Source organism: Neobacillus sp. GCM10027624, assembly GCF_042675345.1.
GTDB lineage: Bacteria > Bacillota > Bacilli > Bacillales > Cytobacillaceae > Neobacillus > Neobacillus cucumis_D.
On the sequence record NZ_JBHTHD010000030.1, the window covers coordinates 1 to 15,244 of the forward strand.

At 39.2% G+C, this 15,244-nt stretch carries 17 protein-coding genes and 1 rRNA gene; 17 read left to right on the forward strand and 1 reads right to left on the reverse strand.

The features are described 5' to 3' along the window. From rrf to rsmI, 11 genes are all read left to right on the forward strand, one after another. Window positions 1-81 (forward strand): 5S ribosomal RNA (gene rrf / locus ACFQZ9_RS28730); the annotation flags it as partial. 274 nt (window positions 82-355) lie between these two features. Continuing rightward, on the forward strand, window positions 356-574 hold the full coding sequence (locus ACFQZ9_RS28735) for a sigma factor G inhibitor Gin (RefSeq protein WP_419180555.1): 219 nt from the start codon (window positions 356-358) through the stop codon (window positions 572-574). 96 nt (window positions 575-670) lie between these two features. Then, window positions 671-2,098 (forward strand): aminotransferase class I/II-fold pyridoxal phosphate-dependent enzyme, encoded by a 1,428-nt coding sequence (locus ACFQZ9_RS28740; RefSeq protein WP_498946770.1) that lies wholly within the window; start codon window positions 671-673, stop codon window positions 2,096-2,098. 24 nt (window positions 2,099-2,122) lie between these two features. Beyond that, window positions 2,123-2,752 carry a dTMP kinase gene (tmk, locus tag ACFQZ9_RS28745; RefSeq protein WP_498946771.1) on the forward strand — a complete coding sequence of 210 codons (630 nt, stop codon included), beginning with the start codon at window positions 2,123-2,125 and terminating at the stop codon, window positions 2,750-2,752. Between the two features lie 124 nt (window positions 2,753-2,876). Continuing rightward, complete coding sequence (gene darA, locus ACFQZ9_RS28750; RefSeq protein ID WP_026574054.1) at window positions 2,877-3,206, forward strand: cyclic di-AMP receptor DarA; 330 nt, start codon at window positions 2,877-2,879, stop codon at window positions 3,204-3,206. 37 nt (window positions 3,207-3,243) lie between these two features. Continuing rightward, the gene (holB, locus tag ACFQZ9_RS28755) at window positions 3,244-4,251 is read left to right on the forward strand and encodes a DNA polymerase III subunit delta' (protein ID WP_498946773.1); all 1,008 of its coding nucleotides are present in this window, start codon (window positions 3,244-3,246) and stop codon (window positions 4,249-4,251) included. Next, window positions 4,244-5,071 (forward strand): PSP1 domain-containing protein, encoded by an 828-nt coding sequence (locus ACFQZ9_RS28760; protein WP_198313718.1) that lies wholly within the window; start codon window positions 4,244-4,246, stop codon window positions 5,069-5,071. Before holB ends, ACFQZ9_RS28760 begins: the two co-directional genes overlap by 8 nt. A gap of 13 nt (window positions 5,072-5,084) precedes the next feature. Next, on the forward strand, window positions 5,085-5,453 hold the full coding sequence (gene yabA, locus ACFQZ9_RS28765) for an initiation-control protein YabA (RefSeq protein ID WP_498946775.1): 369 nt from the start codon (window positions 5,085-5,087) through the stop codon (window positions 5,451-5,453). 53 nt (window positions 5,454-5,506) lie between these two features. Further along, entirely contained in the window at window positions 5,507-6,250 is a 744-nt protein-coding gene (locus ACFQZ9_RS28770) for a tRNA1(Val) (adenine(37)-N6)-methyltransferase (protein WP_498946776.1), read from the forward strand. Continuing rightward, window positions 6,237-6,524 carry a GIY-YIG nuclease family protein gene (locus tag ACFQZ9_RS28775; protein ID WP_198313715.1) on the forward strand — a complete coding sequence of 96 codons (288 nt, stop codon included), beginning with the start codon at window positions 6,237-6,239 and terminating at the stop codon, window positions 6,522-6,524. Before ACFQZ9_RS28770 ends, ACFQZ9_RS28775 begins: the two co-directional genes overlap by 14 nt. Continuing rightward, entirely contained in the window at window positions 6,502-7,377 is an 876-nt protein-coding gene (rsmI, locus tag ACFQZ9_RS28780) for a 16S rRNA (cytidine(1402)-2'-O)-methyltransferase (RefSeq protein ID WP_498946777.1), read from the forward strand. The genes ACFQZ9_RS28775 and rsmI overlap by 23 nt, the downstream gene beginning before the upstream one ends. A 42-nt stretch (window positions 7,378-7,419) precedes the next feature. On the opposite strand, the gene abrB is transcribed toward rsmI, so the two are convergent. Continuing rightward, window positions 7,420-7,704, reverse strand: a complete 285-nt coding sequence (gene abrB, locus ACFQZ9_RS28785; RefSeq protein WP_198313713.1) for a transition state genes transcriptional regulator AbrB — start codon at window positions 7,702-7,704, stop codon at window positions 7,420-7,422. Between the two features lie 485 nt (window positions 7,705-8,189). On the opposite strand from abrB, the gene metG reads away from it, so the two are divergent. The 6 genes from metG to yabG all read left to right on the forward strand — a co-directional run bounded on the left by metG (window position 8,190) and on the right by yabG (window position 15,123). Next, window positions 8,190-10,148, forward strand: coding sequence for a methionine--tRNA ligase (gene metG / locus ACFQZ9_RS28790; RefSeq protein ID WP_498946778.1), 1,959 nt, complete (start codon window positions 8,190-8,192; stop codon window positions 10,146-10,148). A 113-nt stretch (window positions 10,149-10,261) separates the two neighbouring features. Then, window positions 10,262-11,029 (forward strand): TatD family hydrolase, encoded by a 768-nt coding sequence (locus ACFQZ9_RS28795; protein ID WP_498946779.1) that lies wholly within the window; start codon window positions 10,262-10,264, stop codon window positions 11,027-11,029. Window positions 11,030-11,266: 237 nt separating this feature from the next. Further along, complete coding sequence (locus tag ACFQZ9_RS28800) at window positions 11,267-12,448, forward strand: ubiquitin-like domain-containing protein (RefSeq protein WP_498946805.1); 1,182 nt, start codon at window positions 11,267-11,269, stop codon at window positions 12,446-12,448. Between the two features lie 217 nt (window positions 12,449-12,665). After that, the gene (rnmV, locus tag ACFQZ9_RS28805) at window positions 12,666-13,226 is read left to right on the forward strand and encodes a ribonuclease M5 (protein ID WP_498946780.1); all 561 of its coding nucleotides are present in this window, start codon (window positions 12,666-12,668) and stop codon (window positions 13,224-13,226) included. Beyond that, window positions 13,219-14,097: a 16S rRNA (adenine(1518)-N(6)/adenine(1519)-N(6))-dimethyltransferase RsmA gene (gene rsmA, locus ACFQZ9_RS28810; protein ID WP_198313709.1), complete on the forward strand. Its 879-nt coding sequence runs from the start codon at window positions 13,219-13,221 to the stop codon at window positions 14,095-14,097. The genes rnmV and rsmA overlap by 8 nt, the downstream gene beginning before the upstream one ends. A 147-nt stretch (window positions 14,098-14,244) precedes the next feature. Beyond that, complete coding sequence (gene yabG, locus ACFQZ9_RS28815; protein ID WP_498946781.1) at window positions 14,245-15,123, forward strand: sporulation peptidase YabG; 879 nt, start codon at window positions 14,245-14,247, stop codon at window positions 15,121-15,123. Window positions 15,124-15,244: the final 121 nt, after the last annotated feature.

The window sequence follows — 15,244 nt, forward strand, 5'->3', positions numbered from 1 at the left end:
ATACCGAACACGGAAGTTAAGCTTCTCAGCGCCGATGGTAGTTGGGGGCTGTCCCCCTGTGAGAGTAGGACGTTGCCAGGCAAGTGAAGGACAACCGTTGAGGGTTGTCCTTTTTTGCATAGGAATTAAGATAGTACTAGGGTGAGTGGCATGGATGATGGAATGTAGATGTCCAAATTCGGGAGGTAAACCTGACCAAGGTAAAAAATCCAAAAAAGTACGAAGTATATAAAAAGAAATCGTATATAGACATACACCCAATTCCAAAAGAGGGCATAAACTAAGAAACAGGAACCCCTGAAAAAGACTATTCAAAAAATTGTATACAATTATTTATTTAGGGAAGAATGGGTGTATGGAGGTGGACGAATTGAGTTCAATTTTTGCACAAAAATATCATGAGGAAACGTGTGTTATTTGTGATCAGCTAAAACCGAAAGGTATACATCTATACACGTCATTTATCTGCATGGAATGTGAAAAAGACTTAATTAATACAGAAACCAGTGACCCAAAATATAAATACTTTTTAAAACAATTAAAAAAAATCACTACACCGGAGATATTTTCTTAACCAAGTCCTTTTAGGACTTTATTTTTTTGCAAACAAATGGGAAAGAAATCAATCTTTTGATAAAATAGATAGGACTCTTTTAAGGATGTAACGTAAATGAAAAACCAACAAAAAATCCCACTTTATCAAGCATTAGTAGAACACATCAACAAAAGTCCAATTTCCTTTCATGTACCGGGGCATAAATATGGAACAATTGCAAAGGATTATTTTGAACAAATCCTTAAGCTCGATGCGACAGAACTCTCAGGATTAGATGATTTGCACTCACCTGAGGGAGCAATTTTGGAGGCTGAACAGCTTCTGCAAGATCTATATCAAACCAGAAGCAGTTTTTTTCTTATTAATGGATCGACAGTTGGAAATTTGGCGATGATCATGGCGGCCTGTCGTGAGGATGATCTTGTGCTTGTTCAAAGGAATTGTCATAAATCAGTAGTAAATGGGTTACGATTAGCGAAGGTAAATCCGATTTTTTTAGAACCGGAGATAGATAATGAGTGGAAAGTTGCTTCAGGTGTTCATTTAGAAACAGTAAAGGAAGCAATTGATTTATATCCTAATGCCAGTGCATTGATCTTAACCTACCCTAATTACTACGGGATGGCATACGATTTAGAAAGTATTATAAATTATGCCCATATACATAATATTCCTGTATTAGTTGATGAGGCTCATGGACCTCATTTTATTGTAGGCAGCCCTTTTCCGCCTTCAGCTGTACAATTAGGGGCTGATATCGTAGTTCAATCTGCACATAAAACACTCCCAGCTATGACAATGGGATCTTATTTACATGTTAATGGCAATCGAATTCAAATGGATAGGGTCAAGGATTACTTGCAAATTCTTCAATCGAGCAGCCCGTCCTATCCGATTATGGCGTCATTAGATATAGCAAGGCATTATCTATTCTCCTACCAACAGGAGGATGTACTGTATTTTTTAAAGGAAAGAAATCGATTTAAGCAATTACTCAAAGAGATTTCAGGTATAAAAGTCTTAACTTATCCGAATCATTTAGGTGACCCGCTGAAAATAACGATCCAGTCAACCAGCCATCTTAGTGGATTTGATCTTCAAAGCATATTGGAGGAGCAGGGGATTTTTACGGAACTTGCAGATCCACACAATGTATTGCTGATTCTCCCTTTGCTTAAGGAAAATCAAATCTATCCTTTTGAAGAAACGGCGGGGAAAATTCAAAAAGTTTTAGAGGGTATTAAGGATAATGAGATAAATATAGAAACTAAGACGATTGAACAAAAAATCTCTGGACTGGCCATCCCTTATAGAAAAATGGAAGATTTGAGGGAAAGAAAAATCCCACTCTTAGAGTCAGTTGACCAAGTATCTGCGGAAACCATCGTTCCCTATCCCCCAGGTATTCCGCTGCTACTAAAAGGGGAACGAATTACGGACGGGCAAATACGAAATCTTGTAAGATTAATGGTTAGCGGTGCACGGTTTCAGGGCGGAAGCTTTTTAAAAAGTGGTCTAATAAGCGTATATAGGACATCTTAAGATGGGTTTTGGAGGGTTAATTTAATGAAGAATGGAATGTTTATTACATTTGAAGGCCCGGATGGTGCAGGGAAGACAACCATCATTAGTATGGTTGCGAGGCAATATGAGGATGCAATACTGACAAGGGAGCCGGGCGGTATCGATATAGCGGAACAAATTAGAGGTGTAATCTTGAATCAAGAAAATACGGCTATGGATCCGCGGACAGAAGCTTTGCTGTATGCAGCTGCACGAAGACAGCATTTAATTGAAAAGGTAAAGCCTGCATTAGGGGAAGGAAAAGTGGTCTTTTGTGATCGGTTTGTTGATAGCTCTTTAGCATATCAAGGATATGCACGAGGATTGGGAATAGATGAGGTACTGAATATTAACCAGTTTGCCATTGAGAATATGATGCCTGATTTAACGATTTACTTTGATATTGAGCCTGAGGTAGGGTTAAAGCGAATTAATAAAAATAAAGGACGGGAAATTAATCGCTTAGATTTAGAAAATCTTGAATTCCACCAAAAGGTAAGGGAAGGATATCATCATATTTTGGAGCGTTTTGCAGATAGGATTGTTAAAATAGATGCTTCAGGAACGCTAGAAGAGGTATTCCAAAGGACATTTCAGATTATAAAGGATAAATTAGAAGAGACAAAGCCTTAACCTTAAGGCTTTTTTTCTATCCTTCAAAAGGAAAACTACCCCTTTTCTAGTATGTAAAGACACTTAATACCTGTTATAATTATAGAAACGGAAGTCGGTAACGATAATTGAAAGGGTGAAACGAATGAAACTAATCATTGCAGTTGTTCAGGACCAAGATAGCAATCGGTTATCAAAGGCTTTGGTAGAGAATAATTTCCGCGCTACTAAACTTGCGAGTACAGGTGGATTTTTAAAATCCGGCAATACCACGTTTATGATCGGTACAGAAGATATTCGTGTGGATCGAGCTCTTCAAATTATTAAGGACAACTGCAGGGCACGTGATCAATTAGTAGCCCCAGTTTCCCCCATGGGTGGAAACGCAGACTCTTATGTTCCCTATCCCGTTGAGGTAGAAGTAGGGGGAGCAACAGTCTTCGTTCTGCCAATTGAACAGTTTATGCATTTTTAATCTAAGAGGTTTTAAATTATAGAAGTGAGTGATGATTTTGGTTAAAACATGGGATCAACTGGAAGTGGTACAACCAACTGTATTAAAAATGATTAAAAACAGTATACAGAAACACCGAGTTGCCCATGCATACCTACTTGAAGGCATTAGGGGGACAGGCAAAAAAGAGATTGCCCTTTTATATACAAAAGCTCTTTTTTGTGAATCCCCGATGAATGGGTATAATCCATGTGAAGCCTGCTCGAATTGTAAGCGGATTAATCATGGCAACCACCCTGATGTGCATATAGTTGAACCGGATGGTCAATCCATTAAAGTAGATCAAATAAGAAACCTTCAGGCGGAGTTTTCAAAAAAGGGAGTTGAATCCCTAAAAAAGGTCTATATACTGGTGCATGCTGATAAAATGAGTGTCAGTGCCTCCAATAGCTTGCTAAAATTCCTTGAGGAGCCAAGTTCCCAAACGACAGCCTTCCTGCTAACGGAGCAGCCGCAGAAAATCTTGCCTACCATTCTTTCACGGTGTCAGGTATTAACATTCCAGCCGTTATCTCCACACGCAATGGTGAAACAATTGATAGAAAATGGCGTTGAACCAATGAAGGCACCACTTCTTGCCCAATTAACGAATAGTCTGGAAGACGCATTGTCATTAAATAGGGATGATTGGTTTGCACAAGCCCAAAAAGTCGTGGTAAAATTATATGAAGTGTTGAAAAGAAGTCCATTGGAGGCGATGATTATGCTCCAAGGGGATTGGTTTCCTCACTTTAAAGAGAAAGAACAGATTAATCGTGGTTTAGATCTATTACTTCTTATTTTTAAAGATTTACTATATATTCAGCTAGACAAGCAGGAGCAGATTGTTTATCTCGAAGATAGAGAACGGCTAAAACAATTTGCCCTGCAGGCATCTAGGCGGCGCTTAACCGATCAAATGTCAGCTATTCTTGAAGCAAAGAAAAAGCTTGCGGCTAATATGAATCCTCAGCTTATGATGGAACAGCTTGTGCTAAAATTGCAGGAGGGATCTTCGTTTGTATGATGTTGTAGGAGTACGATTTAAAAAAGCGGGGAAAATCTATTATTTTGATCCTGGAGAGCTGCAGGTTCAGAAGGATGACTTTGTGATTGTTGAAACGGTTCGTGGTGTCGAATATGGCAAAGCGGTTATTGCCAAAAAAACAGTAGAAGAACACGATGTCGTTCTTCCGCTTAAAAAGGTAGTAAGAATTGCTGATCAAAAGGATCGAATGATTGTTGAGGAAAACAAACAGGCTGCACAGGAAGCATATGAAACATGTAATGAAAAAGTCAATGAACATCAGCTGGATATGAAACTAGTGGATGTTGAATATACATTTGACCGTAACAAAATCATTTTTTATTTTACCGCTGACGGAAGAGTTGATTTCCGAGAGCTTGTAAAGGATTTAGCAGCGATTTTCCGTACGAGAATTGAACTCAGGCAAATTGGTGTTCGCGATGAAGCAAAAATGCTTGGTGGAATTGGGCCATGCGGAAGAATGCTTTGTTGTTCAACCTTTCTCGGTGACTTTGATCCCGTTTCGATTAAAATGGCGAAGGATCAAAATCTATCATTAAATCCAACGAAAATATCTGGACTATGCGGCAGGCTCATGTGCTGTTTAAAATATGAAAATGATGAATATGAATCAGCCAAGGAGCAGTTGCCGGATATTGGTGAAATCATTGTTACTCCCCTTGGAGAAGGAAAAGTGGTAGGATTAAATATCTTAGAGCGGGTCCTTCAGGTGGAGCTAAAGGAACACGATCGGGTTCTCGAGTATACTTTGGATGAAATCATTAAAGAAGGTGCCTTTTCGATACAATCCACAGATTAACGAGGTGGAATACGTGGATAAAAAAGAGATATTTGATTCAGTTAGTAATATGGAAACACAAATTGGCCAGCTTTACCAACAGCTGGGGGAATTAAAGCAGCATCTGGCTGAAATAATAGAAGAAAATCATTATTTAAAGCTGGAGAATGAGCATCTAAGGCGCCGTTTAGATGTGACCACGGAAAAGGGAAAGAAGGATGTCACCACGAAAAAAGGGGCAGCTCAAGTACAACCGAGTGATAAGCCCTTTGATATTGGTGAAGGATATGATAACCTTGCTCGTCTTTATCATGAAGGGTTTCATATTTGCAATCTTCATTTTGGGAGCTTACGTAAGGAAGGGGATTGCTTGTTCTGCCTTTCTTTTCTAAATAAAAAATAAGAATCGGCCTTCCTGCCAAAAGGAAGGCTATTTTTATAAGTCAGGTGATACATATGGTTAATTTAAAAGATGATGAACGGCTTGATTATTTATTAGCAGAGGACTTACGAATAATCCAGAGTCCCTCTGTTTTTGCCTTTTCACTCGATGCCGTTTTGCTGGCACGGTTTGTCTATGTCCCCATTCAAAAGGGAAATTTAGTGGATCTGTGCAGTGGGAATGGAGTGATTCCTTTGTTTTTGAGCGTAAGAACAAAAGGTACAATTACGGGAGTGGAAATTCAAGAAAGACTATATGATATGGCAATAAGAAGTATTGAATATAATGGGCTGCAGGACCGGCTAAAAATGATTCACGGCGACATTAAGAACATACCAAAGCTTTTGGGTTATGGGAATTTTGATGTGGTAACATGCAATCCACCTTATTTTGTAACTCCTTCAACGGGTGAAATTAATTTAAATGAGCACTTGGCCATTGCCCGCCATGAAATCTATTGCACGTTAGAGGATGCAATAAGCGTTTCAAGTCAGTTAGTAAGGCAGGGGGGGAAGGTGGCATTTGTTCACCGGCCAGGGCGATTATTGGATATCATTTCTTTAATGCGTAAATATCGTCTTGAGCCAAAACGGATTCAGTTTGTGTATCCTAAGATAGGAAAAGAGGCCAATACTTTATTAGTAGAAGCCATAAAGGATGGAAGCCCAGACTTGAAGATTTTACCCCCGATCATTGTCTATAATGAAGACAATGAATATACTCCCGAAATAAGAGGGATTTTATATGGAGAAAAATAATCACATCTTTTATGTACTAACATGCGGGGATGGAAGCTTCTACGGAGGATATACAAATAATCTTGACCGAAGGCTAAAGCTCCATAATGATGGGAAAGGGGCAAAATATACCCGAGGGAGAGGACCGTTATCATTAACATTTTTCAAAACTTATGACAATAAGAGTGATGCCCTAAAAGCAGAGTATCAATTTAAACGGTTAACGAGAAAGAAAAAATTGGAGTTTTTAATTAGGGAAACGGGTGGTTATGATGTGGCAGCAAAAGAGCTTTGAAAACGAGGAGCAAAAGGGGATTCTTTATCTCGTTCCAACCCCTATTGGAAATCTGGAAGACATGAGCGTTCGGGCAATTAGAATTTTAAAAGAAGCGGACTTAATTGCTGCTGAAGATACCCGAAATACAAAAAAACTATGTAATTACTTTGAAATTACGACCCCTGTGGTAAGTTATCACGAGCACAATAAGGAGACAAGTGGGGAGAAATTGATTTTGAAGGTAAAGGACGGCTTAAAAATTGCCCTTGTTAGCGATGCAGGAATGCCAACCATCTCCGACCCTGGCTATGAGCTCGTAACGGCTGCAATCGCTGAGGAGTTAACGGTTGTTCCATTACCTGGTGCAAATGCAGCGCTCACTTCCTTAATTGCTTCCGGACTTGTAACCCAGCCATTCTATTTTTATGGTTTTTTGAATCGTAATAAGAAGGACAAACGTAAGGAATTAGAAGGCTTGAAACATCAGGAAGCAACAATGATTTTCTATGAATCACCACACCGTTTAAAAGAAACTCTGTCCATTATGCTGGAAATCCTCGGTGATCGAAAAGTTTCCTTATGCAGAGAATTAACAAAAAGGTATGAGGAATTTATCAGAGGCAGTATTCAAGAGGCGGTGGAATGGGCAAATCAAGAGGAAGTCCGCGGTGAATTTTGTTTAATTGTTGAAGGCGGGAACCGAGTTAATGAAGAAACAAGCAGCTGGTGGGATGATTTAACGATTGAGGAACATGTGAATCACTACATCACGCTAAAAAATATACCATCCAAAGAAGCCATTAAACAAACAGCAAAGGATCGCGGAGTGAATAAACGAGAAGTATACCAGGCTTATCATATTGAACATTAATCAAAAAAAGCTCCAGACCATAAAGTCTGGAGCTTTCGTCTTTTATTTTACTAACTCAAATGAGTCTTGGATTTCTTTTAATAATTGTTCTGCACCTTCACGGCTAAGAATTAATTTACCGCCGGCAAGTGCTAAGTTATCATCAGAAACTTCCCCTGTTACTTGGCAAGTCATATTTGGCTTGTATTTTTTAAGGATAATACGGTCATCATCCACATAGATTTCAAGCGCATCCTTTTCTGCAATACCTAATGTACGTCTTAATTCGATTGGAATAACTACTCGTCCTAATTCATCAACTTTACGAACAATTCCTGTAGATTTCATGTGTTTCTAATCTCCTCTCAACTTGTTTTTCTCTATTTATTCTTCGTCATTATTCGACAATATTTTCACAACTCAATAATACCAGCCATTCCCATATTCGTCAATTATTTTATTAAATAAATAATAAGGGAATTTTTTCAAGTTACTGAAAGCTTGATTTAACAGGGTTTTACTGAATAATTATTCAGTTTTTCAAGTTTTCTTTATTATTGTGATGCAGATCACGAATAAGAATTTCAGCTCTCATAATTCGACAAAATTCTACAAAATTCAATATATACCTACTTTTATTCCTCATATTCTTCGCAGAAAATTCGACTTTTACGTCCGCCATTTGGGATAATGGAATTAGTAAATTTTCGCCAATTGTTGGTTTGTTGCACAAAGCAAAGTTTTTCGGTATATTTTGATGATATAAGAGGCTAAAAAAGAGGCAATAATGGTTAAGTAGAGTTTAAGTTTTGCCTACTTTAGGAGGGGTTAAAATGGAGGAAAAATTAAAAACGTTTTATATTACGACACCAATTTATTATCCAAGCGGAAATTTACATATTGGGCATGCGTATACAACTGTCGCCGGTGACGCAATGGCACGTTATAAGAGGATGCGCGGTTATGATGTCATGTATTTGACGGGAACAGATGAACATGGTCAAAAAATCCAGCGTAAAGCGGAGGAAAAAGGAATCACACCTCAAAGCTATGTGGATGAAATTGTCGGAGGAATCCAAGAATTATGGAAAAAACTCGATATCTCATATGATGATTTCATACGGACAACGCAGGAGAGGCATAAGCAAATTGTTGAAAAAATATTTGCTCGGCTGCTTGAGCAGGGAGATATCTATTTAGATCAATATGAAGGCTGGTACTGTACACCTTGTGAATCCTTTTTTACTGACCGTCAACTAGTGGATGGAAACTGCCCGGACTGTGGCAGACCTGTGGAAAAGGTTAAAGAAGAGTCCTACTTTTTCAGAATGGGTAAATATGTTGACAGACTTCTGCAATACTATGAAGAAAATCCCGATTTTATTCAGCCTGAGTCCCGAAAAAATGAAATGGTTAACAACTTTATCAAACCTGGTTTAGAGGATTTAGCGGTATCTAGAACGACGTTTGATTGGGGAGTAAAAGTACCAGGGGATCCAAAGCATGTCATTTATGTTTGGATTGATGCCTTATCCAATTATATTACGGCACTTGGTTATGGAACCGACAACGACAGTAAATATTTAAATTACTGGCCGGCAGATGTACACCTTGTTGGTAAAGAGATTGTCCGTTTCCATACGATTTATTGGCCAATTATGTTAATGGCCCTGGATATTCCACTACCTAAGAAAGTATTTGCTCATGGATGGCTGTTAATGAAGGATGGAAAAATGTCTAAGTCAAAAGGGAATGTAGTAGACCCTGTAACTTTAATTGACCGCTACGGACTAGATGCTCTTCGTTATTACCTGTTAAGGGAAGTTCCATTTGGTGCTGACGGAGTATTCACGCCTGAGGGTTTTGTCGAAAGAATTAATTTTGACCTAGCTAATGATTTAGGAAATCTGTTAAATCGTACTGTTGCAATGATCGAAAAATATTTTGCAGGAGTCATTCCAGATTATGCAGGATCTGTTGGTGAGTTTGATGAGACATTACTTCAAGTGAATCGGGAGACAGTAACTAAATATGAAGAGGCTATGGAGAAGATGGAGTTTTCAGTAGCCTTAGCATCGATTTGGCAATTGGTAAGCCGGACAAATAAATATATTGATGAGACACAGCCATGGACATTAGCGAAAGATGAAAATCGTAAAGATGAGCTTGCAAGTGTAATGGTGCATCTTGCTGAGTCATTACGCAGAATTGCGATTCTTCTCCAGCCATTTTTAACCCGGACACCGAATGGTATTTTTAATCAGTTAGGGATTACGGATGCCGGCCTTAAGGCATGGGAGAGCCTTGAAAAGTTCGGTTTAATTCCAAGCGGAACAAAGGTTCAAAAGGATGCTCCACTTTTCCCGCGTCTTGAGATTGCGGAGGAAGTTGAGTTTATTAAAACAAAAATGCAAGGCGGTACTGCACCGGCTGCAGAAGAAAAGAAAGAAGAAAAACCGGAAGAACTTGCTGAGATTGCCATTGATGATTTTATGAAAATTGATTTACGGGTGGCAGAGGTTATTCAGGCGGAACCAGTTAAAAAGGCGGATAAACTTCTAAAGCTTCAGCTTGATTTGGGGTATGAAAAGCGTCAGGTGGTTTCAGGAATCGCTCAATACTATAAGCCGGAGGAATTAGTAGGTCAGAAGGTGATTTGCATTACGAACCTAAAGCCTGTGAAACTTCGCGGTGAACTTTCCCAAGGAATGATCTTGGCTGGTTCAAAAGACGGACAATTATCACTTGCTACTGTAGATCAAACATTGCCAAATGGATCAAAAGTGAAATAAAGTTTCATACAAAAGAGCCTTTAATGGGCTCTTTTGCTTTAATAAAGTTTCACGTGAAACAATTTTCGAGATATTTCGGTGTTTTTAAACTTTTAATGACAGGGAGTTTTAAAATGTTATTCGACACACATGCACATTTAAATGATGAGCAATACAACGAGGATTTGCAGGAGGTTATTGTAAGGGCACAGGAAGAAGGGGTATCCAATCTTGTTGTAGTCGGTTTTGACCGACCAACGATTGAAAGGGCAATGGTTTTGGCAGATACATATGATTTTATCTATGCTTGTGTCGGTTGGCACCCGGTTGATGCCATTGATATGACAGAAGAGGATTTACGATGGATCGAGGATTTAACCGCACATCCAAAGGTTGTCGCAATAGGTGAAATGGGGCTGGACTATCATTGGGATAAGTCTCCAAAGGACATCCAGAAAGAGGTATTCCGCAAACAAATCAGGCTAGCGAAAAAGGTAAAGCTTCCAATCGTCATTCACAATCGTGAAGCAACGGCAGATATTGTTGAGATCTTAAAGGAGGAGGGAGCAGAGGAGGTCGGGGGCATCATGCACTGTTTTAGCGGCAGCCCAGAGATTGCGAAGGAATGTATGAAAATGAATTTATATATATCACTTGGCGGTCCGGTTACTTTTAAAAATGCAAAAAAGCCGAAAGAAGTGGCTGCTGAAATTCCTTTAGATAAACTGTTAATTGAAACCGATTGCCCTTATTTAGCACCCCATCCTCATCGCGGAAAAAGAAATGAACCGGGGTATGTGAAGCTGGTCGCTGAGCAAATTGCCGAAATAAAAGGCATAACCCTAGAAGAAGTAGCCCATGCAACCACCAATAATGCAAAAAAATTATTCGGCATAAACTGACAGAAAATGCTGTCGTAGTACCGAGAAACTTGTCCGAATTTTTTCGAAAAACAAAAAGTTCTACACGTCTCCTTTAAGGAATAGGATTACCATGTCGATAAGTTTTCCTTTGCTTTCCATCCAACATTATGCATAATTAGAAATACGTTCACAGGAATGCAAGGGTTGACAGCCGACAGCGTGGTTCTTATTATTTACTCCAACAAGAAGGAGGCGTTTTTCATCGTATTCAAAAACATGAAAAACCTGATTTCCAGGTCTGTGAGCAAGAAGAAATGGCCCATTGTATTCGCTAGTTTAGTAGTTTTTGCCGGTGCTCTTGGTTTCCTTGTGTTTGAGGGGTCGAAGAAAACAGTGGCAATGACACTGAATGGCCAAGAAAGAATCGTAAAAACACATGCAGATACCGTCAAAGAAGTATTCGACGAGCTAGGGTTAAAGATTCGCTCTCAAGACTACTTGTTTCCGCCTACAAATAGCAATGTAAAAGATGATCAAAAGATTGTCTGGAAACAAGCAAAACAGGTTACTATTGTGAAAGACAACGAGAAGAAAACGGTATGGACAACAGCCGATACGGTTGCTGAGCTTCTAGGAAATCAGAAAATTTCGTTAAAAAAACATGACCAAATTTTGCCTAAGCCGCAGAAACAGATTAAAAACAAGATGAAAATTAATATTAAAGCTGCCTTTCATCTTACATATGTAGATGGTGGAAAGAGGAAGAAAGTATGGTCCACTTCGACTACGGTCGCTGACTTTTTAACACAACAGGGGATTAAACTAAAATCATTAGACCGAGTTGAACCGTCATTAACTGCGACAGTCAAAAAGAATAATGTGATTCACGTTATTCGAGTAGAAAAAGTCACCGATGTAGTGGAAGAACCAGTTCATTTTGCTGTAATAACAAAAAAAGATGAGAGCCTCGCTAAAGGTAAAGAAAAGACTGTCAAGGAAGGCCAGAAGGGACTTGTTTCAAGAGAATATGAAGTTTTCTACGAAAATGGAAAAGAAGTTTCAAGAAAACTAATTAATGAGCAGAAGCTTAAAGAGAAACAGGATAAGATTGTGGCTGTCGGAACGAAGGAGTTGGATTTACAAGTATCTCGTGGTGAAAGTGATACCGGTAATGAGTTCTATGTGAGTACAACGGCTTATACAGCAGATTGTAACGGCTGTTCGGGAAGGACGGCAACAGGGATTAACCTGCGGGCGAATCCAAATGTAAAAGTGATTGCTGTTGATCCGAATATCATTCCTCTTGGAACAAAGGTTTTTGTGGAAGGCTATGGCTATGCTGTAGCAGCAGATACGGGTTCGGCTATTAATGGTTACAAAATAGATGTTTTCTTTCCATCCAGATCGCAGGCATATCGCTGGGGTGTTCGGAAGGTGAAAATTAAAGTCCTAAATTAAGCTTTTTTGTGCAGAGGATACCTTCCTCTGCATTTTGCTTTTTTCGCGAATTTCTTTATACTAAGGAAAGCGTGAGCGCCTTTTAGCAGCATCATCTGAACCATTTATAGATTCTTTTCTATTGTATGATGTTTTTCATTTATATAGACGATGGACATTACAAAAATGTTTCAAATTTTTTTCAATTTTTTATTTTTTATGTTTTTTGGAGGAAAAAATGAAGATTAAAGAAATAATTGTGGTAGAGGGCAAGGATGATACGACCGCCATTAAAAGGGCGGTAGATGCAGATACAATTGAAACAAACGGATCAGCAGTAAATCAAGCAACAATCGAGAAGGTAAAACGTGCCCAAGAAAAGAGAGGGGTTATTATTTTTACCGACCCGGATTTTCCCGGCGAAAAGATTAGAAAGACGATTGCAGAAAAGGTACCGGGGTGCAAACATGCCTTTTTACCAAAGGAAGTGGCAATTGCCAAGAATGGGAAAGGGGTCGGAGTGGAACATGCCCACCCGGAGGCAATTGTTGAGGCTTTAAAGGATGCCCAAATGATGCGTGAAACGATTGTCGAAGAAATCTCCCAAGAGGATTTAGTCACAGCAGGTCTAATTGGCGGTGAAGGGTCAAAGGAACGCCGAATCAAGCTGGGGAACCTTTTAAAAATTGGCTATACAAATGGAAAACAGCTACATAAGCGCTTAATGATGTTTCAAATCAGTAAGCAGGAATTCGCACAGGCACTTTCAGTCGTGCTTCAGGAGGAACAAAATGAATAAAGATATCGCGACCCCTATTAGAACAAGGGCTATACTGGAGAAATACGGTTTTTCGTTTAAGAAAAGCCTAGGACAAAATTTTTTGATTGATACAAACATATTAAAAAAAATCGTTGAATTTGCCAATATTACAGAAGATACGGGCACCATTGAAATTGGACCGGGGATTGGTGCGTTAACCGAGCAACTTGCCCGCAGCAGCAAAAGGGTAGTTGCTTTTGAAATTGATCAGCGCTTGCTGCCTATTTTAAAGGATACTCTTGACCCTTATTCCAACGTAAAAGTGATTCATCAGGATGTTTTAAAAGCAGATGTAAAAGAGGTCATTAAGGATGAGTTTCAAACAATTGATGATCTGATGGTGGTTGCAAATTTACCGTATTACGTAACAACACCGATTATTATGAAAATCCTCGAGGAGCATCTGCCGATTCGCGGAATTGTTGTCATGCTCCAAAAGGAAGTGGCGGATCGAATTTCAGCTTCTCCAGGTACAAAGGATTACGGGTCACTTTCAATAGCTGTTCAGTACTATACGGAAGCCGAAACGGTAATGATTGTTCCGAAAACCGTGTTTGTTCCTCAGCCTAATGTCGATTCTGCGGTTATCAGGCTGACGAGGCGGACTACTCCTGCGGTTACGGTGAAAGATGAGGGTTTCTTTTTCCAAGTTACAAGAGCAAGCTTCGCCCAGAGAAGAAAGACATTGTTGAACAATTTAACTAGCCAGCTGCCGGATGGCAAGCAGAAAAAGGAACAAATCCTTGAAGCTTTAGGCGGATGCGGGATTGATCCGACTAGAAGAGGGGAAACACTCTCCCTAGAAGAGTTCGGAAGGCTCAGTGATGCATTATATCCTTATTTTAAGTAGAAGACCTCTTAGAGGGTCTTTTTTTTGCTTAGAGAGGTGTTTCAAGCCTTCACCCCATTCCGTCACAAATCTGCCGTATTCTGCATAGCCTATGAAAGGAACTTTATTTGGAAGGCCTTATTTGCTGGTCTTATTGGAGTGACAGCAATGGATTTAAAATTAATGGATGTTGTCGGCAGACAATCACATAATTGCGATATTCTCTTCCGAATTATAGATATTCGGGAAATCAACGGTCAAAAGATTGCCATCCTCTACGGTGAAGATTTTCGCTTAATTGCAGATGCACCCTATTACGATTTGATTCCAATTAACCAAACAGACAGAATGAGGATGACACAGGAATTTCGAACTCTGGAGGAACAATCGTACCGGCTTTTTACACAAGATGTTGATTTATTGAAGCACAGACAGGAATATGAAGCAACAGACGGGTATGTCAAATCATTTAATTACTTCCAGATTCCCGGTAAGGTCCTTCATTTAGATGGAGACCCAAATTACTTAAAGAAATGTATGGACTTATACGATAAAATCGGGATACCAGTCACAGGAATTCATTGTAATGAAAAAGAAATGCCTGAAAAAATCGGTCAATTAATTGATTATTACCGTCCCGACATCCTTGTCATCACAGGACATGATGCTTATTCAAAAGCAAAAGGGAAAATGACCGATATCAATGCATATCGTCATTCCAAACATTTTGTTCAAACCGTTCGGGAAGCACGCCGAAAAATACCGCATTTGGATCAATTGGTGATTTTTGCAGGTGCCTGCCAATCCCATTTTGAATCGCTCATTCATGCAGGAGCCAATTTTGCAAGTTCACCATCAAGGATCAATATCCATGCACTTGACCCTGTATATATCGTAGCCAAAATTAGCTTTACTCCCTTTATGGAACGGATAAATGTCTGGGATGTATTAAGAAATACATTGACCGGCGAAAAAGGATTAGGAGGAATCGAAACAAGGGGAGTATTACGGACTGGAATGCCGTATAATCCGGTTCCGGAGGAATAATTGAAAGCCTTTTTTACTCAAAGGGGCTTTTTTTTTATGATTGATACATATTTAAGGCAAGTTAAGGAAACCATAGAAATGTTGAAATTTAGAAGAAAAAGTAGAAGAAAAAATATTGACA